This window comes from Streptomyces sp. ADI95-17 (assembly GCF_003846175.1).
GTDB lineage: Bacteria > Actinomycetota > Actinomycetes > Streptomycetales > Streptomycetaceae > Streptomyces > Streptomyces sanglieri.
In genome coordinates, this window is the sequence record NZ_ML123048.1 from 85,618 (window position 1) to 106,352 (window position 20,735).

The following is a 20,735-nucleotide window of genomic DNA, read 5'->3' on the forward strand; positions in this document are numbered from 1 at the left end:
CCTACGCTCCCACCGCGCCCGCGGGCTACTCGCCGACCGCTCCGGTGGCCCCGGCCACCCCGCCGCCGGGCTTCGGTCCGCCCGTGGCGCAGCAGCCCACCCAGACGGCCCAGCCCTCGCCCGTCCCGCCCCAGCCCTCGTACCAGGTGCCCCATCCGTCCCAGGGACACGGGCCGGCCCAGGCGAACCCCCACGCGTATGCCCCGACCCAGATGCCGGCGCAGTCGCAGACGTACCCCGGCAGCCCCGTGCCCCAGGCGCCCCAGCGCCCGGAGGGTTCCGGCAAGCGGCGCGCGATCACCGCCATCGCCGCCGCGCTGGTCCTGGGTGTCGTGGCCGGCGGCACGCTGTACTTCCTGCTCAAGCACAACGGCAAGGAGGAGCAGGCGGGCGGCTCCACGAGCGGCAAGCGGACGAGCGGCACGACCGGGAACCACAACGGTGGCGAGGAGGCCGGCTCCAAGCCGAGCATCAAGCCCCAGGCGAAGCCCGTCGAATACAAGGGCATCAACCTGACCGCCGGCTACCACCTGACGCTCGGGGACGACGATGTCCGGCCCCAGCAGGGCGAGGACGGTGGGTACGAACTCTCCTACGACACCGGCGGATATCTCGACGCGGAGACCACGGGCGGCAGCCTGGTGCTGCTCGATCCCGGGCAGGAGGGCTCCCTGGAGGCCTGCCGCGCGGACACCCGGTTCACCGAGACCATCTACCTCAACACGGTCTCCAAGGGCAGGCAGATCTGTGTCACGACGGGTACGGGACACATGGGCCTGGTGACGATCCAGGGGCTCTCGGGCGAGGAGTCGCCCAGCAAGTACCTGACGCTGGACCTCACCGTATGGCGCAACGCCGCCGGCTCCGGCTCCAGTTCCGGCAGCTGAGCCCTTCCGCCGTCCGGCACATCGCCGTCGGCGCCTCCGGGTTTCTCCCGGTGGCAGGGCCGGCCGCCCCCGGGTCAGCATGGACCCATGTCGTTCGATCAGGGAGACCCCATGCAGGGAGGCCTCATGCCCACAGCTGTGCTCGGCGCGACCGGTGGTCAGGGTGGCGCGGTGGTCGCCGCCCTGCTGGAGGCGGGCCGTGCCGTACGGGCCGTGGTGCGTGATCCGGGCAGCGGGCGGGCCCGGGCGCTGGCGGCGGCCGGGGCGGAGGTCGTGCCGGGCGATCTGTTCGACGCGGCCTCGCTCGCCGAGGCCTTCCGGGGCGCGGAGGCCGCTTTCGCCGTCACCACCCCGTTCCAGGACGGTCTGGAGGCCGAGGTGGCTCAGGGGGCGGCCATCGTCCGGGCGGCCGCCGACGTCGCGCTCCCCCACCTGGTGCTGGCCTCGGTCGCCAGTGCGGACCGGGACACCGGTGTCCCGCACTTCGAGACCAAGGCCAGGACCGAGGAGTTGCTCGCCCGCTCGGGACTGCCGGCGACGGTGGTGGCACCGACGTACTTCTACGACAACGCCCTGGGCTCCCGGGAGGAGGTGGCCGCCGGCCGCCTCACCATGCCGATGCCCGGCGACACTCCCCTCCAGCAGGTGGCGCGGCAGGACCTGGGGCGGGTCGTGGCCGCGGTCGTCGCCGATCCGGACCGATGGACCGGGCAGCGGGTCGAGGTGGCGGGCGACGATCCCACACCGGTCCGGATGGCCGAGGAGATCGGGCGGGCCGCAGGTGGCACGGTCGCGTTCCGCCGGTCCTCGCTGGAGGAGCTGCGCACCGCCAACCCCGATATGTTCGCCATGTACAGCTTCTTCGCGAACGGCGGCTACCAGGTGGACATGGCAGCGCTGCGGACGCAGTTACCCGCCGTCCCCTGGACCTCCTACGCCACATGGGCGCAGGCCCAGGACTGGCCGCAGCCGCGCGGCTGACCCCCGAACCGCGGGCGGGCTCCGCTACCAGGTGACGGCGATCCGCCGCGGGCTGCGGGAGGTGGTGCCCAGGTGCCATTCGACCTCTTCGGCGGGCTGGGCCAGGCGCAGGCCGGGAAGGCGTGCGGCGAGCCGGTGCAGGGCCAGTTGGAGTTCCAGCCTCGCCAGCCAGGCGCCCAGGCAGTAGTGTGCGCCCGCCCCGAACGCCAGGGTGGGCGCCGCCAGAGGTGCGAAGAGTTCGTCCAGCGGCCGGGGCGGAAACACCTCGGGGTCGCGGTTGGCCGCGCCGCAGTCGGCGAGCACCACCGAGCCCGCCGGGATCGTCACGCCGCCGACCTCCGTGTCGGTGGCGGCGTAACGTGCGGTCCCCCGGTCGTCGCCGAGCGGAATCAGGTGCAACAGGCGGTCCGCCAGTGCGCCGGCGGCAGCTTCGTCCGCCCCGAGACGGGGCCAGACCTCCGGTCGCTCGCCGAGCAGATAGAGCAGCGAATTGCTGAGCATCGTCATCGTGCTGTCATGGCCACCCACGACCAACCCGCATACGAAGTCGACGAGTTGCCCCTCGGGGATGCCTCCCTCCTCGTCCGCCGTCCGGACCAGCGCGCTGGGCAGATCGTCGCCCGGCGCCCGGCGCCGCCCGGCCAGCAGTTCGGCTCCGAATTCGGCGAACTCCGCCAGCACGGACGCCATTTCCTCCTCGGGGTGGGAACCGTCGGAGAAGGCGTACTGGCTCCAGTGACGCAGCCGCTCCTGGGCCTCGGTGTCCAGGCCCATCAGTCTGCTGATCACGGCGACCGGGAGCGGGAGGGTGAAGCCGGCCACCAGGTCCGCCGGGCGTGCGCAGTCCGCGAGTTCGTCCAGGCACTGTTCGACGATCTTGGCGATCCAGGGCTGCCAGCGGGCGACGGCCCTGGGCGTGAACGCGCGCCGCATGGTGCGGCGCAGACGCAGATGGTCCTCGCCGTCCTGGTTGAAGATCAGGTCGAGGCTGCTCACCAGGCCGGATTCGCCCGACAGGGACGGGGAATCCGGCGCGTGGAGCCCGGCGCGCCCGAACCGGCTGTCGGTCAGGACCATGCGCACATCGGCGTAACGGCTCACCAGCCAGGCCGCCGTCCCGTCGGGTAAGGCGATGGGCCTGGGCGGGCCGGGTGGCTCGAAGTCCAGCCGGTGCAGCGGTGGCAGGGGCGGCCCGGGACGGACGTGGGCATCGGCAGGGCAGGACACGGGGCCTCCAGGCTTGCACGGGTGCGGCGAACTGCTGTGCTCGGGCGGGTGGTTACGGATGGCGCGCGGGACCGGTGGTCAGAGTTCGACCAGTACCTTGCCGCGGTTGGCCCCGGGATCCCGGTACAGGCTCCGGTAGGCGTCCGGGATGTTCTCGAAGCCCTGGTGGAGGGTGTGTCCACAGCGCACCTCGCCTCGTCGGACCAGGCCGCCGAGCTCGTCGTGGAGCGCGCGCCAGTTCTGTTCGGTGAACCATTCCAGCGAGAAGATGCCCCGGATGTGGGCCCGCGGGAACATGATGTAGGGCAGCAGCCGCGGTCCCGTGAAGTCGCGGCCCACCTGGGTGGCCCACTGCCAGCACACGGCCACCTGGCTCCCGATATTGAGCATGGAGAACACGGCGTCGGTGACGGTGCCGCCCAGATTGTCGAAGTACTTGTCGACGCCGTCCGGCGCGGCCCACAGCAGCGCGTCCCGCACGGCCTCGCTGTTGTCACCGTGGCGGTAGACGACGACCGCGTCGAATCCCAGCTCGTCGAGGTAGTCCGCCTTCTCCGGCGTCGACGTGGTGCCCACCACGCGGGCACCCGCGAGCTTGGCCATCTGGCCGACCAGTGAGCCGACGGAGCCGGAGGCGCCGCTGATCACGACGGTGTCCCCGGGGCGGATCGACATGAACTTGGTCAGGGTGCCCCAGGCGGTCATGCCGGGGCCGCCCATGACGCCGAGTGCGGTGTGGAGCGGCAGCGCCTCGTCGTACCAGTCGGGGTCCAGGCGGCGGAACGCCGGGAAGACCATCGGGAACGTGCCGGTCTGCCAGGGGGTGGCCGCGCCGTTGCTGACGAGATGGGTGCGCCAGCCGCCGAACCCCTGCACCAGGTCACCGGGGCGGTGCGCGGCGAGCGGCCCCGCCTCCAGCACTTCCATGATCGAGTCGGCGCCCATGTGCCCACCGAGCGGGGTGTCCAGCGCGATGCCCTGGAGGTAGGGGTCCACCGATACGTAGCGCGTCCTCAGCAGCATCTCGTCCGGGGCGAGTTCGGTGTCGATCTCCTCCTCGACCTGTCCGTAGACCCGCTCGACATCGGGGACACCCTCGATGTGCTCGCGCACCACCCATTTGCTGGCTCTCATCGCGCTGCCTCACTCTCGACGGGGGCCGGGCGGCCCTCCGGGACGGGCCGCGGCACCGGCCGGGGCCCTACCTCGATGACCCGATGGGTCGGTGACGGGCCGCTCTCGTCGATGGACGCGGTGAACGCGCGGCCGTCGTCGCGGCAGATGAACTGCATGACATGCCGGCCCGCCGCCGCAGCGCGGATCAGGCCGCCGGTGGTCGCCCACACACCGGACTGGTAGAAGTTCCGCAGCCCCGGCAGACCCGGGCCGTGCCGTTTGATGAGCTTCTCCAGCGTCTCCCCGCTCTCCACGAACGGCTGCCACCCGAGCACGGTCCCGTCGTAGTTGCCCGTGTAGCGGACCTGGGTGAGCGGGCTGGACACGTCTCGGACGGCGATCGCGTCGGCGATGCCGGGGTGCTGCCGTTCCAGGAACGCGACGAGCGTCTCGCGGGCCCGGCGCTTGGCCGCGTAGTACCCGCGGCCGTGGCGTACCGGAAGCGTGTGCAGTTCCTGCCCGCCCCGGCTGCGGGTGGCCTGTTCCGGTCCTTCGTCCAGGGCCCGCCAGGGAGCGATGTCGCAGAAGTAGGTGACGTACGCGACGCTCGTCCCGGGCGGGGAGAGTTCGGGGTAGTGCCGGCTGCGGAACTGGACGTTGACGCTGGGGTGCCGGATGCCGGTCAGTCCGGCCGCTTCCGACTCGTCGAGCAGATAGGTGGTGCAGGGGTCGGCGTCGGGGAAGTCGCGGCGCAGGCCGAGGAAGAGCGTGAAGTAGCCGGGGAACACCATGCCCGGTTCCCGGATGGTGCGGGTGTAGAGACGCCGGTACTCCTCGTTGAGGTATCGGCCTTTCAGCAGATCCATCATGGTGGTGCGTCCGTCGCAGGCCGAGACGACGATGTCGGCGCGCAGCTCGCGTCCGTCGCTGAGCCGCACCCCGACCGCGCGGTCGTCCTCGACGAGTACTTCCTCGACCTTGGCGTTGTAGGTCACTTCGCCGCCGAGCTTGCGGTAGCGCCGCTCGATCGACTCGGCGAGCCCGAGCGAACCCCCTTCCGGGACGCCCGCGGACAGGTTGGCGTGCGAGGCGAGCTGGAAGTGGAACGGCAGTACGGGGAAGGCCGGATGCTTCTCGTAGAGGATGAAGTTGAACGCCTCGCGCAGCAGCGGGTCCTTGAACCTCGCCGAGTAGTCGGTCATGAGTACGCCGATGGATTTGCGTACGACGTTGAAGTACGGGACGAAGGAGGCCAGCATGCGCCAGCGTTCCGTCACCGGCATCAGTCCGACCGGTCTGAGGAAGGGATAGACGGCGAGGGCTTTGCGGAAGGCGCGCAGTTGCTTGCAGAAGTCCCTGATCAGGGCCGCGTCGGCGGGCGAGAGCTCCGTCAGGTGGGCCTGGAGGCGGTCGGGGTCGGAGTAGAAGTACACGGCCCGGCCGCACCGGCCGCGTACGACGTTGAACACGTCGAAGTGCCGGATCTCCTTCCCCTGCAGCGCACCGAGCTCCAGCCAGATCTGGTGCATCTCGTTGCCGGGGCCGCTGCCCAGCAGCCAGCTGACGCAGGGGTCCAGTCTGAAGTCGCCGCGGTCCCAGGCCGTGCAGCAGCCGCCGGGCAGTTCATGCATCTCCAGGACATGGGTCCTATAGCCGTTCATCCGGGCGTAGCACCCGGTGGACAGACCGCCCAGCCCTGCGCCGATGATGATCATCGACTCTCGTTCGGAACGCGGCATGAACCTGTTCTCCTCGGTACTCATGTGCGGGTGTCACCACGCATGGACCAGTTGTCGAGCTGGGGAAGCCGGCCCAGCTTTCCCGGATGCCAGGGTTCGGCGCCCCGGCTCTCGGACGCCGTGAACCCGCGCCCGAGCTCGTCGCAGAGGTACTGGACGACAAAGCGTCCGGTGGACGCGGCGCGGATCAGGCCGCCCATGCCGACCCACTGCCCGGCCATCGAGAATCCGCGCAGGCCCGGCAGGCGCATGCGGTCCTTGCCGACCAGCTTGGCCGCGATGTCGTCGGCCTCGGAGAACGCCTTCCACGCCAGGATGGAACCGTCGTGGTTGCCGGTGTAGCGCCGGGTCGTCGCCGGGGAGGCGACATCGACCAGTTCGATGCGCTCGCCCAGACCGGGCAGCCGTCGTTCCAGGAACCCCCGGACGAAGTCGGCCACTTGACGCTTCTTCTCCCGGTATTCCTTGCGGTCGACGGCGCGCAGTTCCTTCCAGTACGCGAAGTCGCTGAAGTAGGTGCAGTGGATGACCGATCTTCCGGGCGGGGCGAATCCGTCCGAGTAGTCGGAGCGCATCTGCACCACCACGCTGCTCTGCAGGGCGCCGGGCAGTTGCTCGGCGTCCTGCGGGGCGAGCAGGTAGGTGGTGCTGTGGGCCCGGTCGGCGCCCAGCTCGCCCCGGATGCCGACGAAGGCGGAGACCACCGCGGGGAACAGGGTGCCGGGGCGGTTCAGCAGTTCGTCGTAGAGCTTGTCGATCCGCGGTCCGGTGTACCGGCCCTGCAGCAGGCCGTGGATCGTGGTGTGGCCGTCACAGGCGGAGACGACGTGGTCGGCGTAGTACCGCTTGCCGTTGCGCAGTTCGATCCCGATGGCGCGCCCGTCCTCGACCAGGATCCGTTCGGCCCGGGCCCGGTAGCTGATCTCGCCGCCGAGCCCGGTGTAGCGTTCCTCGATCGACCGGGCCAGGCCGAGCGAACCTCCTTGCGGGAACCCTGCGTTCTGATGGTGGGCTCCCGCCATGTTGAACAGGTACGGGAGGAGCGGGAAGCCCTCCGGGTCCTGGAAGAAGATGTTGCGGAACGCCCTGCGGAGCAACGGGTCCTGGAACCGGTCGGCGAACTCGTGCATCGGCGTGGCCGCCGTGCGCCAGAACAGCCGGAACGCGGGCAGGACGGTGCGCAGCAGCGCCGCTCTCTCCCGTACGGTGCGCAGCGCCGGAGCGGTCAGGAACGGATACAGCTCGATGTCGGTGAACCGGCGCAGATCGCGGCAGAAGGAGCGGATCAGCCGGGCGTCGTCGGGCGAGATGCCCAGCAGGTGCTGTTCCAGCCGGTCCGGGTCGTTGTAGAAGGTCACCGACCGGCCGGCCTCGTCGACGACCCGGTTGAACATGTCGAAGTTGGTGATGGTCTTGCCGTCGAGCGCGCCCAGTTCGCGCCACACCTGGTTGGCTTCGTTGCCGATGGCCGTGCCGATCAGCCATTCGATGCAGTAGTCGAAGATGTAGCCGTCGCGCGACCAGGCCGTGCAGCAGCCGCCGGGCAGCACGTGCTTTTCGAAGATGCGCGAGCGCATCCCGTTCATCTGCGCGTAGCACCCGGTGGACATTCCCGCGACGCCTGCGCCGATCACGATGACCCGGGGGCCGCCGTCCTTCTCCCGGCCGGGGACGCTCCACTCGTCCTCCGCCTCATCGGACATGGGCGCCGCCCTCCTGGAGGATGCCGCGCACCAGCTCGGCGTTGCGGGCCGCGTGCTTGGGGTCGAGCATGTCGGCGTGGATCCCGGAGCCTCGCAGCACGGCATTGTCCGTGGTCGAGCTGCCGTGCCAAGTGCCGGACGCGCCGGCGGCGTAGAGCGCGGTCTTCTCCTCGTCGGTGATCACGCTGACGGTCGCGGCCACCGTGCCCAGGTTCGGGGTGCGCCCGCAGAAGGCCAGGTACTCGGCGGCGTGGTCGAGGGTCTCGCGGGCCACGGCGTCCGATCCGGTGTGTTTGCGCAGGTGTTCGGCCAGTTCCGCCTCGAAGAACTCGATGTGTTCGGGGCCGGGTACGTACGCCTCGACGATGCGGTGCGAGTCCAGCACGATCACATGGGCGACGTCGCGGCCCCGGCTCTCTAGTTCCTTGGCCACCTCGAAGGCGAGGTTGCCGCCGAGTGAGTAGCCGAGCAGCAGGCATTTGCCCTCGGGCCGCTGGGACTCGACGAGGTCGGCGTAGCGGACCACCTTGTCGGTACCCGGGACGTAGTTGAAGGCGATCAGCCGGTACTCGGGCAATGTGGCGGCGAATCCCCGGTAGACGAGTCCGTGGCCGCCCGCCGGCGGGAAGCAGAACACGGTCGGCTCCCGTTCGCTGTTGAAGCTGAGGCAGGGCAGGTCGTCGGAGACGGATCCGGTGGCCAGGCGCTCCAGTGTCGTGGCCATCCCGTGCAGGGTCGTGACCCGGTACAACAAGCTGACGGGGATGCCGACGCCGAATTCCTTGCGGAGCCGGTGGATCAGCTCGATCAGTTTGATGGAGCTGCCGCCGGCTTCGAAGAACTCCTGTGCCAGGCCGACCCGTTCCAGTCCGAGGAGTTCCTCCCAGTGCCGGGCCATGCTCAGCTCGAAGGGTGTGCGCGGTGTCTCCTCGGGCTCGTCGTCCGCGTCGAGCCGGGGCGTCGGCAGGGAGGCGGGATCGACCTTGCCGTTGGCGGTCAGCGGCAGCTGCGGGAGTACGACGAAGTGTGCCGGAACCATGTACGCGGGCAGCCGGTCCCCGAGGTGCCGGCGCAGCGCCCGCCCGTCCGGTGTGGCCCCCTGGGCCGGTACGCAGTAGGCGACGAGCACGTCCTCGCCCCGGGCGTCGGGGCGTACGGTGACGACCGTCCGGGCCAGCTCCGGCCGCTGTGCGAGGTGTGCCTCGATCTCGCCGATCTCGATGCGGTGGCCCCGGAGCTTGACCTGGTCGTCGACCCGGCCCAGGAGATGGACCCGGCCGTCCGCGTCCCAGCGTGCCGCGTCGCCGCTGCGGTAGAGGCGTACGGGGGCGGCGCCCGGCTCACGGCTCAGGGTCCGGGTGACGAAGCGCTGGTCGGTCAGCGCGGGGTCGCCCGCGTAGCCGAGTGCGACGCCTTCGCCGCCGATCCACAGCTCGCCGGGCACACCGGGCGGTACCGGTTCGCCGTGCCGGTCGAGCACATGGAGCGTGCTGTTGTCCAGGGGCCGTCCGATCGGCACCGTCCGGCCGGGTTCCAGGTCGTCGACGGGCCCTTCGAAGAAGGCGCTGTCGATGGTCGCCTCGGTGACCCCGTAGGAGTTGATCAGTCGGGTGCCCGGCCCGCACAGCTCGTGCAGCCTGCGGTACTCCCCGGCCTTCCAGACGTCGGACCCGACGACCAGCAGACGCATGAAGTCCAGGCGCCGGCCATGGCGTTCGCAGTGGTCCATGAGGCCGCGTACGACGGCAGGCACGAACTCCGCGCAGTCGACGCGCTCCTTGCGCATCGTGGTGTACAGGCGTTCGGTGTCGAAGAGCAGATCGCGGTCGACCAGCACCAGGCTGCCGCCCGAGCACAGCGCCCGCACCACGTCGCCGGTGAAGACGTCGAACGACGGGGCGGCCATCTGGAGGTGCACCCGCACGTCGCGGTCCAGCCGGTATTCCTGGAGCCAGGCCGCGTAGGCCGACGCGAGGTTGCGGTGGCTGACCCGCACGGCCTTGGGGACGCCGGTCGAGCCGGAGGTGTGGATGATGTAGGCGGTCGAGTCGGGACCGGCCGGGTCCTCGGCGCCGGGCCCGACCGCGTCCCGGCCGTCCGGCCCGGGTGCCGCGTCCGGGTCCGCCTCGTGCAGCTCCCGCAGTGTGAGTGTCGGGACCGGAAGCCCCGCCATCCGGTCCCGGCAGGCGTCGTCCGCGACGACGACGAGGGTGGCGCCCGCGGCCCGTACGGTGTGGGCGGCGCGGTCGGCCGGGTGGTCGGCCGGGACCGGGAGGTAGGCCCCGCCGGCCTTGAGGACGGCGAGGAGCGCGACGACGAGTTCGGGTGACTTGTCCAGGCAGAGCGCCACCACCGATCCGGCACCGGCCCCGAGCCCGCGCAGCAGCCGGGCCAGCTCACCCGACCTGCGGTCCAGTTCCGCGTACGTCAATCGGTGCGCCGGCCCCTGGAGCGCCGGGACCGTGACGGCCACGGCGTCGGGGCAGCGCGCGGCGGTCTCACTGATCAGCTGATGCACCGGGCGGAAGCCGTCCGCCTCGCCCTCCCCGGCCGCCGGAGGCAGCGCGGTGCGCGCGGCGCCGCTCCACTCGCCGACCAGCCGCTCGCGCTCCTGGGCGCCCAGCATCTCCAACCGGGAGGTGGGCCGGTCCCCCGGGGCGCGGGTCATGCTGTCGAGCAGTGCGGTGTAGTGCGATGCCATCCGCCGCATGGTCTCCGGCAGGAAGAGGTCGGTGTTGTACTTCAGGACGCAGTGGAAGCGTCGCTCCGCCTCGTCCTCGTAGACCGACAGCGTCACATCGAACTGCCCTTCCTCTTCGGGGAGTTCGATGTACTGGAGCCGGTAGCCGTACTTCTCGGTGGCGACCTTGTGGGTGAGCAGGATGAACATGGCCTGGAACACCGCGGAGCGGCTGGGGTCGTGCTGGAGGCCCAGCTTGTCGACCAGGAGGACGAACGGGTACTCCTGATTGTCCAGCCCGCCCAGCACCGTGGTACGGACCTCTTGCAGCAGCCGGGCCACCGAGGGGTCGCCGGACAGATCCGCGTGCAGCGGGAGCGGGTTGACGAAGTAGCCGTAGACGGAGGCGAAATCCTGCTCGGTCCGGCCGGTCACCGGGCTGCCCACGATGACCTGGTCCTGACCGGAGTAACGCTGCAGCAGCACGTAGTAGGCGCTCAGCAGCACCATGAAGGGGGTCACGTCGTGCTCGCGGGCCAGGGCGTGCACCCGGGCGCTCAGCTCGGTGTCCAGGACGAAGAACTCGGAGGCGCCGTTGTGTGTCTGGACGGCGGGGCGGGGCTTGTCGACGGGCAGTTCCAGCGTCGGCACCTCGGCCGGCAGGTGGGAGCGCCAGTAGTCGAGCATGCGCGGCGCCGCGGGTCCGGCCAGGAAGCGGTTCTGCGCGTTGAGGAAGTCCAGGTAGCGGGCGGTGACGGGCGGCAGCGAGGGGGCCTGGCCCTGGCGCAGCCCCTCGTACACCGCCAGGAGCTCCTCGATGAAGGTGAACGTCGAGATCGCGTCGGAGACGATGTGGTGCACCGCCTTCATGATCACCCAGCGGTCGGGGGCGCGCTTGAAGAGGCGGAAGCGGAAGAGCGGGTCGCTCTCCAGGTCGTACGGCCTGCGGTACTCGGCAACGATCGTGCGGTGGATGTTCTCCCACTCCTGGTCCTGCACGTCGAACAGGGCTACATCCGCGCTCGCCTCCGGCGACACCCGTTGCAGGGGTACGCCGTCGACCGTAAGGAAGTTGGTGCGCAGTGCCGGGTGCCGGGCCACCATGCAGCGCACGGCCTCGAACATGAGGTCGGGGTCGAGTGCGACCCGGACCTCGACGGCGCCGCCGATGTTGTACGCATAGCCCTCGGGGTTGAGCTGCCGGAGGAACCACAGTGCCTTCTGGTTCTGCGTCAGCGGGTGGCTGAGTTCGTCCTCGTACACCTCCACCTCGCCCATGTCGGCGTTTCCGGCCTCGTGGGCGACCAGCTCGGCCAGGGCGTCGTGGAGCTGTGTGATCAGCTCGGCGACCGGGGTGCCGCTCAGCAGGGCCACCACTGGCGGGGCGACGCCGAGCTCGGAGCTGATCCGGGCTCGCAGTTCCATCGCCAGGAGTGAGTCGAGTCCCAGCGCGTTGAGCCCGGCCTGCGGGTCGATCCGGTCGGGGCCGGTCCGCAGCACCGAGGCGGTCAGCTCGATGAAACGTCCGGTGACCAGGGCCAGGCGCTGCGCCATGTCGGCGTTGCGGAAGGCTTCGAGGATGCCCTCGTCCGGCCCGGTGGCCGCCTTGGCGGGGGCGGCCGCCGCCAGTTCGGCGACCAGCCGGGGCGGCGCGGCGTACCAGGCCTGGAACACCGGCCAGTCGACGACCGTGGCGACGAGCAGCTGGGCTCGGTCCTGGCCGATGACGCGTTCCAGCACGGCCATGCCGACGTCCGGCGCGAGCGAGCTCATCCCGCGGTTGTGGAGGTAGTGGTCGACGAGCCCCAGTTCCTCGATCATGCCGGTGGCCCAGGGGCCCCAGTCCACGCTCAGTCCCGGCAGTCCGAGTGCCCGGCGGTGCTGCGCCAGCGCGTCCAGGAACGCGTTGCCCGCGGCGTAGTTGGTCTGGCCGGCCGTGGTGAGCAGTGAGGCGATCGAGGCGAACAGGACGAAGTGGTCCAGCGGTTCGTCCCGGAGGTGGCGGTGCAGCAGGTGGGCACCGATGGCCTTGGGGTCATGGGCCTCGGAGAACGTCCGGTGGTCCATGTCCTCGACGAGGGTGTCGCGGACCTGACCCGCGAGGTGGAACACGCCGCGGATCGGCAGCGGATCGGTGCGCCGGTGAGCGTCCAGCCAGGTGGTGAACGCGGTTTCATCGGTGATGTCGAGCGGTGCCAGGACGACTCGTGCCCCGAGCGCCTCCAGTTCCTTGACGAAGGCGGTGGCACGGCCGGTGGCGGTGGCGGGGTCCAGCTCCCGCCAGGTGGAGCGCTCCGGCAGCGTGGTGCGTCCGATCAGGATCAGACTGCGCGCCCCACGCCGGACGAGCGTCCGGCAGAGCAGTCGGCCGAGCGCTCCGAAGGCGCCGGTGACCAGGTAGTTCGCGTCGGTGCGCAGTTGCAGCGGGAGGGGGTGCGTCAGTTGTTCGGCCTGCCGGATGCGGCTGGTGCGGCGGTCCGCGCCGCGGAATGCGATCTCCTCCTCGTCGTCGCTCAGGAGCTCACGCAGCAGCGCGTGGGCCTCGGCGCGGCTGCCCTCGTCGCCCGGCGCACGGGGGTCCAGGTCGATCAGTTTGCCGGGGTGGGAGGTCAGCTCCTGGTGCCTGAGCACCCGGCCCACTCCCCACGCGGGCGCTCCCAGCGGCTCGACGGTCTCGCCGGGTTCGACGTGCTGGGCGCCACGGGTCACGATGTGCAGCCGGCCGGCCGTCCCGCGGCGGAGCAGTGTCCGGGCGAGCGCGATCAGTGAGTAGGCTCCGGTGCCGCTGTGCCGGGCGAGGTCCTGCGGCGAGGTCTCGGCGAGCCGAGGCAGATCGAGGTTCCACAGATGCACGATGGTGGCGACGGGCCCCGCACCGCCTTCGCCGCCGCTGTGTCTGCCGTCCCTGTCCTCGTTCAGGTCGGCGAAGAGGCGCTCCAGGTCGGAGGCGGACCCCGGGTCCACGGTGAACTCGCTGTCCTCGCCCCCTCTGCTGTAGGTGTCGCCGGGACGCACCAGGTGGCAGCGCTCGCCCCGGGCGGCGAGCAGGGCGCTCAGGGCGTCGCCGACGCCCCGGCTGTCGGCGAAGACCAGCCAGTCGCCGCCGCTGGATCCGCCAAGCCGGCCTGCTGCGCCGGTCGCCGTTCCGTGTCCGGCCTCGTCCGTGGTGGGTTCGACGGGGCTGTCGATCCAGACGGTCTCGGCGAGCCAGGAGTCGATCGTGCCGAGCCCGACCGTGGTGGACGCCTTCTCCACGTCGGCGGCGCGGAAGCCGTTGATGCCGCCGAGGGGTTCGCCGCTGTCCGCGTATACGGCCATGTCCCCGACGAGTTCGTCCGCGCTGTCGCGGGTCACCGTGGCGTGCACCCAGATCGTGCGGTCTCCCACCGGGGTGAGGTGCAGCTCCTCGATCGACAGGGGCAGGCGGATCCCGGTGGTCTGCCGCTCCGGTCCGCCCGTGTCTGTGCCTTCGGCGTCGAGCAGTTGTGTCGTCAGCAGCGACTGGAAGCAGGCGTCGAGCAGTACGGGATGGATGTGGTGTCCGGCCGCGTCGTCACCGATCACCGCGGGCGGGCGGAGCCGGGCGAGCACCTCCCCGGAGCCGATCCACACCTCGTCGATGGCGCGGAACGCGGGCCCGTAGTGGTAGCCGAGGGCGGCGAGCTCCGCGTAGCAGTCCTCGGCGTCCAGCCGGCGCCGGGCGCGGGACCGGAGTGCCTCGGTGTCGGCGGGGGGCCCTGCCGGTCGTGGCTGCCCCGAACGTACGACTCCGCAGGCGTGCACGGCTCGGCTGCCCTCGTCCTGCCCCTTGGACGCGATCGTGAACGCCGCGTTCTGTGAGGAGAGGGTCAGCCGAACGGCCCGGTCCTCGCCCTCGGGCAGGAACAGTGCCTTGCGGAACTCGATGTCCGTCAGCACGACGTGGGTGCCGCCGGTGAGGGAGCGGACGGCCTGCGTGGCCATCTCCAGGTATCCCGCCGCCGGGAAGACGACGGTGGACTGGATGCGGTGGTCGTCGAGGTAGGGCAGCCGCTCGGTGTCGAGTGCGGAGTCCCAGGTCGGTTCGGTGTCCGTGGTGCGACGGCCCAGCAGCGGGTGGTCGGTGTGGCCGAGGCGGACCTGGGCCACGGGTGCGGGCTCCGTCCAGTAGCGGTCGCGCCGCCACGGGTAGCGGGGCAGGACCACCGGTGTGCCCGCCGGGTGCAGGGTGTCCCAGTCGATGGAGACGCCGAGGTTGTGCAGCTCCGCCAGCGAGGCGGCGAAGCGTTCCGGTTCGTTCTCCTGGCGGCGGATCGACGGCAGGGTCCGTACGGCCGCGCCCCGGTCGCCGAGGCACTCGCGGATGGAGTGGCCGAGCACCGGGTGCGGGCCGATCTCCAGGAACAGTCCGTATCCGTCGGCGGCGAGCCGGTCCACGGCCGAGCGGAAGCGGACCCGGTGGCGTACGTTCTTCCACCAGTAGCTCGCGTCCAGCTCGCTGCCGTGCGCCGTGCCTTCCTGCCCGGTCAGGTAGAGCGGAACCGTCGCCGCCCGGGGGGCGAGATCGTCCAGCGAGGCCAGGAGTTCGTCCTTGATCGCCTCCATGCCCGCGCTGTGGTACGGAACCTGCACCGCGAGGAACTTGGCGAAAATCTGCTCGGCGTGCAGCTGGTCCGCCAGCTCGGCCAGTGCGTCGCGGTCGCCGGCCAGGGTGACCGCCGAGGGGCTGTTGACCGCGGCCACGGAGACCCGGTCGCCGAACGCGGCCACCCGTGCCTGTGCCTCGTCCTCGGGCAGGCTCACGGCGAGCATGGTGCCGGTGCCGGTCAGTTTCTGCTGGAGGCGGCTGCGGTGCATGACCACCTTCACCGCGTCCTCCAGGGAGTACACCCCTGCCTCGTAGAAGGCGGCGACCTCGCCGGTGCTGTGACCGACGATCGCGTCGGGCCGCACGCCGTAGTGGCGCCACATGGCCGCGAGTCCCACCTGGACGGCGAAGTTGGCCGGCTGTGCGAGCCATGTCTCGCCCATGCGCGATCCGGCTTCGTCGGCCTTCATCTCCTCGATCAGGGACCAGCCCGCGATCGAGCGGATGGCCTGGTCGCACCGGGTGACCGCGTCCCTGAACACCTCGTCGGTGTCGAGCAGTTGGCGGCCCATGCCCCACCACTGCGGGCCCATGCCGGTGAAGACCCAGACCAGGCCGCGCTGTTCGGCTTCGAGCTGCCTGCCGTGGACGACTCCGGGGTGTGGTTCGCCGCGCAGGAAGGCGTCGAGTGCCTCGTCCAGTCCGGCCCGTGAGGAGTACACGACGGAGAGCCGCGACTCCAGGTGCTGGCGGCGGTGGGCCAGTGTGTAGCCGAGGTCGGGCAGTGACACCTCGGGCCCGTTCGTCCCTGCCAGCTCGCCGCGGATGCCGGCTGCCACCTCCGGCAGGGCTTCCGGGGTGCGGGCGGTCAACGGGAGGACATTCCAGGCCCGTTCGCCGGGCGGGACCGGCGGAGCGCTCCGGGCCGGTGCCTGCTCCAGCACGACGTGCGCGTTGGTGCCACCGAACCCGAACGAGTTCACCCCCGCCCGTGCGGGCCCCTCGTGTGCGGGCCATCGGGTCGGCTCGGTCGGGATGCGGTACGGGGAGGCCCCCTGGTCGATGGCGCTGTTCAGCTGCTCCAGGTTGATGTGGGGCGGGATGAGGCGGTGCTTGAGGCAGAGCACGGTCTTGATCAGGCCGGCGATGCCCGCCGCCGATTCGGTGTGCCCGATGTTCGTCTTGACGGAGCCGACGTAGCAGGGGGCGTCCGGTCGGCGTCCCTCGGCCAGGGCCCGGCTCAGGGCGTTGGCCTCGATGGGGTCGCCCACGGGCGTGGAGGTGCCGTGTGCCTCCACGTACTGGAGGTCGCCGGGGGTGATGCCGGCCTCGCCGCAGACACGTCGGATGAGGGAGACCTGGGCGTCCGCGTTGGGCACGGTGATGCCGTTGGTCCGGCCGTCCTGGTTGACCCCCGCGCCGAGAATCACCGCGTGGATGGGGTCGCCGTCGCGCAGCGCGTCGTCCAGCCGCTTGAGCGCGACCAGGCCGACGCCCTCGGCCCGTACGTAGCCGTTGGCCGTGGCGTCGAACGCGCGTGAACGGCCGTCGGGGGACAGGAATCCGCCCTTGGTCTCGGCAATGGTGTACTGCGGCGCCATGTGCAGCAGGACGCCACCGGCCAGAGCGAGGTCGGTCTCCCGGTTGTTGAGGCTCCGGCAGGCGAGGTGCACCGCCACCAGGGAGGAACTGCACGCGGTGTCGAGCGACATGCTCGGTCCGCGGAAGTCGAAGCAGTACGAGAGACGGTTCGAGACCATCGTCATCATGGTGCCGGTGGCGGTGTGGGCGGCGAGTGTGGAGAAGCTCAGGTCGGAGAATTGCAGGATCTTGTAGTCCAGCGTGAACGCGCCGACGAACACGGCGGTATTGCTGCCGGCGAGTTCCGCGGGCCGCTGTCCGCCGTCCTCCAGCGCCTCCCATGCGACTTCGAGCAGCTTTCGCTGCTGAGGGTCCATCTGGTCGGCCTCGCGCGGGCTGATGCCGAAGAAGGCGGGGTCGAATTCGTCGAAGCCGTCGATATAGCCACCACGGCCGCCGATCAGACGTCCCGGTTTCTCCTTGTGCCTGCTGCCGAGACTGCCGACGTCATAGCGATCGGCCGGTGTCGGTGTGATGCAGTCCTTGCCCTCCATGAGATTCTGCCAGTAGGCGCGGTGGTCCGACGCGCCGCCGGGCAGTCGGCACCCCATGCCGATGATCGCTACTTTTTCGCTCACAGAGGCACTGTTCACGTCGGGCAAGGCTGTAACTCCTAAAGTCGTGACGCCGCGGACCGGCATGCAAGGGCAGTTCAGGCAGAACCGGTCCCGGGCCCCTTCGCACGGCGCAAGGGGTGGAGAAGACTGGCGACGATCTCTCCGGTACGGGGAAAGGACGCGGGATCGCCCAGCCCGACCGAGACCGGTTCGCGGCCGGGCCGCCAGGTGTAGCTGTCGAAGACGTGGTCCCAGATCGACAGGTCCGAGCCGTAGTGGCCCGCCTCTGACAGATCGGTGCTGTGGTGCAGCCGGTGCTGCTCGGGGCTGGCGAGCACATGGTTGAGTCGGCCGATGCGCACGTCGATGTTGGCGTGGACGAAATAGCCCTGGGCGGCCACAAAAAGGCCCACGACGAGCACGGAGTCGCGGGAGAAACCGACCAGCGACAGAGCCAGCTGAACGGTTCCCTGCGCGAGAACGATATCGAGGACGTGGTTGACGCCGTTATTGGCGACGTTGACCTTTTCCGGCACATGGTGCACGCCGTGAAGCCGCCACAATATAGCATTGGTATGACCGAGCCTGTGCACCAGATAACTGGCCAGTGAACCGGTCAGCAGGGCGGCCGGTATTTCCGCCCAGAGATTCATTTCCGTTTCACGCGTCGCCACCTCGGAGACGACGGCGGAGACAAGATACTGCGCGAATGCGCTGGCCACCATCGTCAGCAGGAAATAGACCCCGTACCAGCGCCATTCACCGGCGTTCGGATGCCAGGACCGACGGTGCGGAATCAGTCGTTCGAGCACGGTGAGATAGGAAATGACACTGAGCAGGAAGAGCGGACTCACATGCTCCGGGTCCCAGTCCAAACAGAGTGCCGCGGCACCCACCGAGACTGTGCCCGCCAGCAGGAACGGGTACGCCGCCACTCGCAGAGCCGCGCGCGAGACGGACGCCGGGGCGCTTCTCCCTCCGGCCCGGCCGGAATCCACCTCCGGATCGCCGCCGGGCAGCGGTTCGTAGTTTTCCACTCGCAGCACCTTTACGAAAGGAACCAGCGCAGCACAGTGCACGGGCCAGAAAAGAGTCGACAATTACTACGCGCGGGCACACAGGAACGGCGCACCGGTCGCCACCTGTCACACGCGCGAAAATATGTGCTGGAGTGTGATGGGGTCGCCTCGTGGACCCCGCGGGCCAAGAGCCGTCTCCGGGCCGGCCCGCTCTACTAATTTTTCCCCACCCGGCGACCTCAACCGTCGAATTCAAGCCGCATGCGACTCCCGGCGATGCCCTTGTCGAGAATAGCCGGTGAGGCCCGGACCACCCGGTCCACCACGAATATGAATTATTAGTAATATCAATTCGAGGAGTTTTCGTGCGTCGACCTTCGTCCTCGCGCCGCTCGATGACCGCCGCACTCGCCGCGGCGCTGCTCGCCGGAGTGGGTGCCGCGGCCCCGCCCGCCATGGCCGCCGCGCTTCCCGGCGAGACGGCCCAGGGGTCTCCCGTGCGCTCCGTCGCCGAGCTCTCCGCCCGGCGCCTCGCCACCGGCGACCTGGTCGCCGCGGCCAAGTGGGGCACCGGCGGCCCGGTCGACGACCCCGCCAGGGAGCGGCGGGTGCTGGACTCCGCGGCCGAGCGGGCCGGGGCGCTCGGCGCGGACCCATGGCTGACCAGGCTGGTCTTCCGCGACCAGATCGAGGCGAACAAGGCGGTGCAGCGCGGGCTGCACCGGCTGTGGCGGGACCACCCGTCCGAGGCGCCGACCGAGCGCCCCCGCCTCGATGACGTTCGCAAGGAGGTCGACCGGCTCAACGAGGCGCTCGTCCGGGCAGTCGCCGACTCGGCACCGTACCGGCGGGCCCGCTCCACTGTGCCGGGTCGCGCTGGCCGTCTCGGCGGGACGTGTGAGTCGCGCGAGGAGTCTCGACGAGCTGCACTCGACCGCTCTGGCAGGCTCCTTGAAGGAAGTCTGCGGGAACCGTCGGCAGCATGCCGGGTAATAATCGGCTTGAAGTACACGGCGCGTGAATGTTGAACGCGCCCCCAGTTCCAGGACCGCCGGCCCACATGACTGATTCACGCAGTGGGTACGCGGCCGGCCGGTCAAGCCACCAGGGGCCGGTCCTGCGGTGCGATCGGCGCCGGGAGCACTGTGGAGCCGCTCAGGCAGCGGTCCGTCGCGGCGGCGGCGGACCGTCCTTCCGCGATGGCCCACACCACGAGCGACTGACCGCGCCCCGCGTCACCGGCGATGAAGATCCCGCCCGTCCGGCGCCGGACCGCCCGCCCCGGCGGATCCGCCGTCTCGGCCCCGAAGCCGGCGTTCCGGGCGAAGTTCCCCCGGCCGTCCAGGGTCAGTCCGAGCTGCCGCATCAGCCCCGTGTCGCGTTCGGGGCCGTAGAAGCCGAGCGCGAGCAGCACCAGATCCGCCGGGATGCCTCGTTCGGTGCCCGGGAGCGGCCTTCTGGTCTCCGGCTCCACTTCCGCGAGCCGCAACTCGCGCACCCGCCCGGTCCGGTCGCCCTCGAAGCGGAGGGTGGCCGAGGCGAAGACCCTCGGGTCCGCGCCCCTCCGGCCCCGGGCCTCCTCATGGGCATGGGATATCCGGTAGATCTTCGGGTAAACGGGCCAGGGTTCGCTGTCGGGCCGGTCGTCGCCGGGCTCGGGGTTGATGTCCAGCTGCACCACCGAGGCGGCCCCCTGACGCAGTGCGGTGCCCATGCAGTCCGAGCCGGTGTCCCCTCCCCCGATGATCACCACGTGCTTGCCGTCGGCGGTGACGGCCGGGGCGTCGCAGTCGCCCTGGGTGACCCGGTTGGCCAGGGTCAGATAGTCCATGGCCTGGTGGATGCCGTGCAGCTCACGGCCCGGCACGGGCAGCTCCCGCTGTCCGCGCGCACCCACAGCGATGACGACCGCGTCGTGCCGCTCGACGAGCTCGGCGGCGTCGAGGTCACTGCCGATCTCCACTCCCGTGCGGAATTTGGTGCCCTCCGCCCGCATCTGCTCGATGCGGCGGTCCAGGTGGCGTTTCTCCATCTTGAACTCGGGGATGCCGTAGCGCAGCAGTCCGCCGATGCGGTCGGCGCGTTCGTAGACGGCGACGGTGTGGCCGATCCTGGTGAGCTGCTGTGCCGCGGCCAGCCCCGCCGGACCGGAGCCGACGACGGCGACGGTCTTCCCGCTGAGCCGCTCGGGCGGCCGCGGTGCCGCGTACCCGCGTTCCCAGATCTGGTCGGCGATGGCCTGCTCGACGTTCTTTATGGTCACGGGGTCGGCGTTGATGGTCAGCACACAGGCGTCCTCGCACGGGGCCGGACACAGGCGCCCGGTGAATTCCGGGAAGTTGTTCGTCGCGTGCAGCCGCTCGGCAGCGGCCTGCCAGTTCTCCCGCCTGGCGTACGTGTTCCACTCGGGGATGAGGTTTCCCAGTGGGCAGCCGCTGTGGCAGAACGGGATGCCGCAGTCCATGCAGCGCCCGGCCTGCTCCGACACCAGGGGGAGCCGCGCCTGTCCCGCGTAGACCTCGTTCCAGTCGCTCAGTCGCTCCTGGACGGGGCGTGCCGGGACGGGCCGGCGGGGAAACTTGAGGAAGCCGTGTGGGTCGTTCATGGGCCGCCTCCAT

9 protein-coding genes and 1 pseudogene are annotated in these 20,735 nt (G+C 70.5%); 3 read left to right on the forward strand and 7 right to left on the reverse strand.

The genetic code is table 11. The features are described from left to right. Together EES42_RS23535 and EES42_RS23540 are read left to right on the forward strand one after the other, a co-directional pair. Window positions 1-887 (forward strand): annotated as a pseudogene (locus tag EES42_RS23535) (serine/threonine protein kinase); the annotation flags it as partial. Between the two features lie 126 nt (window positions 888-1,013). Continuing rightward, complete coding sequence (locus EES42_RS23540) at window positions 1,014-1,868, forward strand: NmrA/HSCARG family protein (protein WP_124720248.1); 855 nt, start codon at window positions 1,014-1,016, stop codon at window positions 1,866-1,868. 24 nt (window positions 1,869-1,892) lie between these two features. Here EES42_RS23540 and EES42_RS23545 read toward each other — a convergent pair whose 3' ends face one another. From EES42_RS23545 to EES42_RS23570, 6 genes are all read right to left on the reverse strand, one after another. Beyond that, the gene (locus EES42_RS23545) at window positions 1,893-3,095 is read right to left on the reverse strand and encodes a cytochrome P450 (RefSeq protein WP_124720249.1); all 1,203 of its coding nucleotides are present in this window, start codon (window positions 3,093-3,095) and stop codon (window positions 1,893-1,895) included. A 78-nt stretch (window positions 3,096-3,173) separates the two neighbouring features. Next, window positions 3,174-4,229 (reverse strand): MDR family NADP-dependent oxidoreductase, encoded by a 1,056-nt coding sequence (locus EES42_RS23550; protein ID WP_124720250.1) that lies wholly within the window; start codon window positions 4,227-4,229, stop codon window positions 3,174-3,176. Then, window positions 4,226-5,950: a phytoene desaturase family protein gene (locus EES42_RS23555; RefSeq protein WP_241196558.1), complete on the reverse strand. Its 1,725-nt coding sequence runs from the start codon at window positions 5,948-5,950 to the stop codon at window positions 4,226-4,228. The genes EES42_RS23550 and EES42_RS23555 overlap by 4 nt, the downstream gene beginning before the upstream one ends. A 20-nt stretch (window positions 5,951-5,970) precedes the next feature. Further along, window positions 5,971-7,653 carry a phytoene desaturase family protein gene (locus EES42_RS23560; RefSeq protein ID WP_124720252.1) on the reverse strand — a complete coding sequence of 561 codons (1,683 nt, stop codon included), beginning with the start codon at window positions 7,651-7,653 and terminating at the stop codon, window positions 5,971-5,973. Then, window positions 7,643-17,143: a non-ribosomal peptide synthetase/type I polyketide synthase gene (locus EES42_RS23565; RefSeq protein WP_277426136.1), complete on the reverse strand. Its 9,501-nt coding sequence runs from the start codon at window positions 17,141-17,143 to the stop codon at window positions 7,643-7,645. Before EES42_RS23565 ends, EES42_RS23560 begins: the two co-directional genes overlap by 11 nt. Before the next feature lie 50 nt (window positions 17,144-17,193). Next, window positions 17,194-18,096, reverse strand: a complete 903-nt coding sequence (locus EES42_RS23570; RefSeq protein WP_241196602.1) for a sterol desaturase family protein — start codon at window positions 18,094-18,096, stop codon at window positions 17,194-17,196. 386 nt (window positions 18,097-18,482) lie between these two features. Here EES42_RS23570 and aroQ point away from each other — a divergent pair, with 386 nt between their 5' ends. Further along, complete coding sequence (gene aroQ, locus EES42_RS23575) at window positions 18,483-19,145, forward strand: gamma subclass chorismate mutase AroQ (RefSeq protein ID WP_346775415.1); 663 nt, start codon at window positions 18,483-18,485, stop codon at window positions 19,143-19,145. 68 nt (window positions 19,146-19,213) lie between these two features. On the opposite strand, the gene EES42_RS23580 is transcribed toward aroQ, so the two are convergent. Then, window positions 19,214-20,722: a glutamate synthase subunit beta gene (locus EES42_RS23580; RefSeq protein ID WP_124720254.1), complete on the reverse strand. Its 1,509-nt coding sequence runs from the start codon at window positions 20,720-20,722 to the stop codon at window positions 19,214-19,216. Window positions 20,723-20,735 lie beyond the last annotated feature (13 nt).

Bases quoted from the DNA above. Each gene is read 5' to 3' on its own strand.
- EES42_RS23555 (WP_241196558.1), bottom strand. From the start codon at position 5,950: ATGCCGCGTTCCGAACGAGAGTCGATGATCATCATCGGCGCAGGGCTG.
- EES42_RS23550 (WP_124720250.1), bottom strand. From the start codon at position 4,229: ATGAGAGCCAGCAAATGGGTGGTGCGCGAGCACATCGAGGGTGTCCCC.
- EES42_RS23540 (WP_124720248.1), top strand. From the start codon at position 1,014: ATGCCCACAGCTGTGCTCGGCGCGACCGGTGGTCAGGGTGGCGCGGTG.
- EES42_RS23560 (WP_124720252.1), bottom strand. From the start codon at position 7,653: ATGTCCGATGAGGCGGAGGACGAGTGGAGCGTCCCCGGCCGGGAGAAG.
- EES42_RS23580 (WP_124720254.1), bottom strand. From the start codon at position 20,722: ATGAACGACCCACACGGCTTCCTCAAGTTTCCCCGCCGGCCCGTCCCG.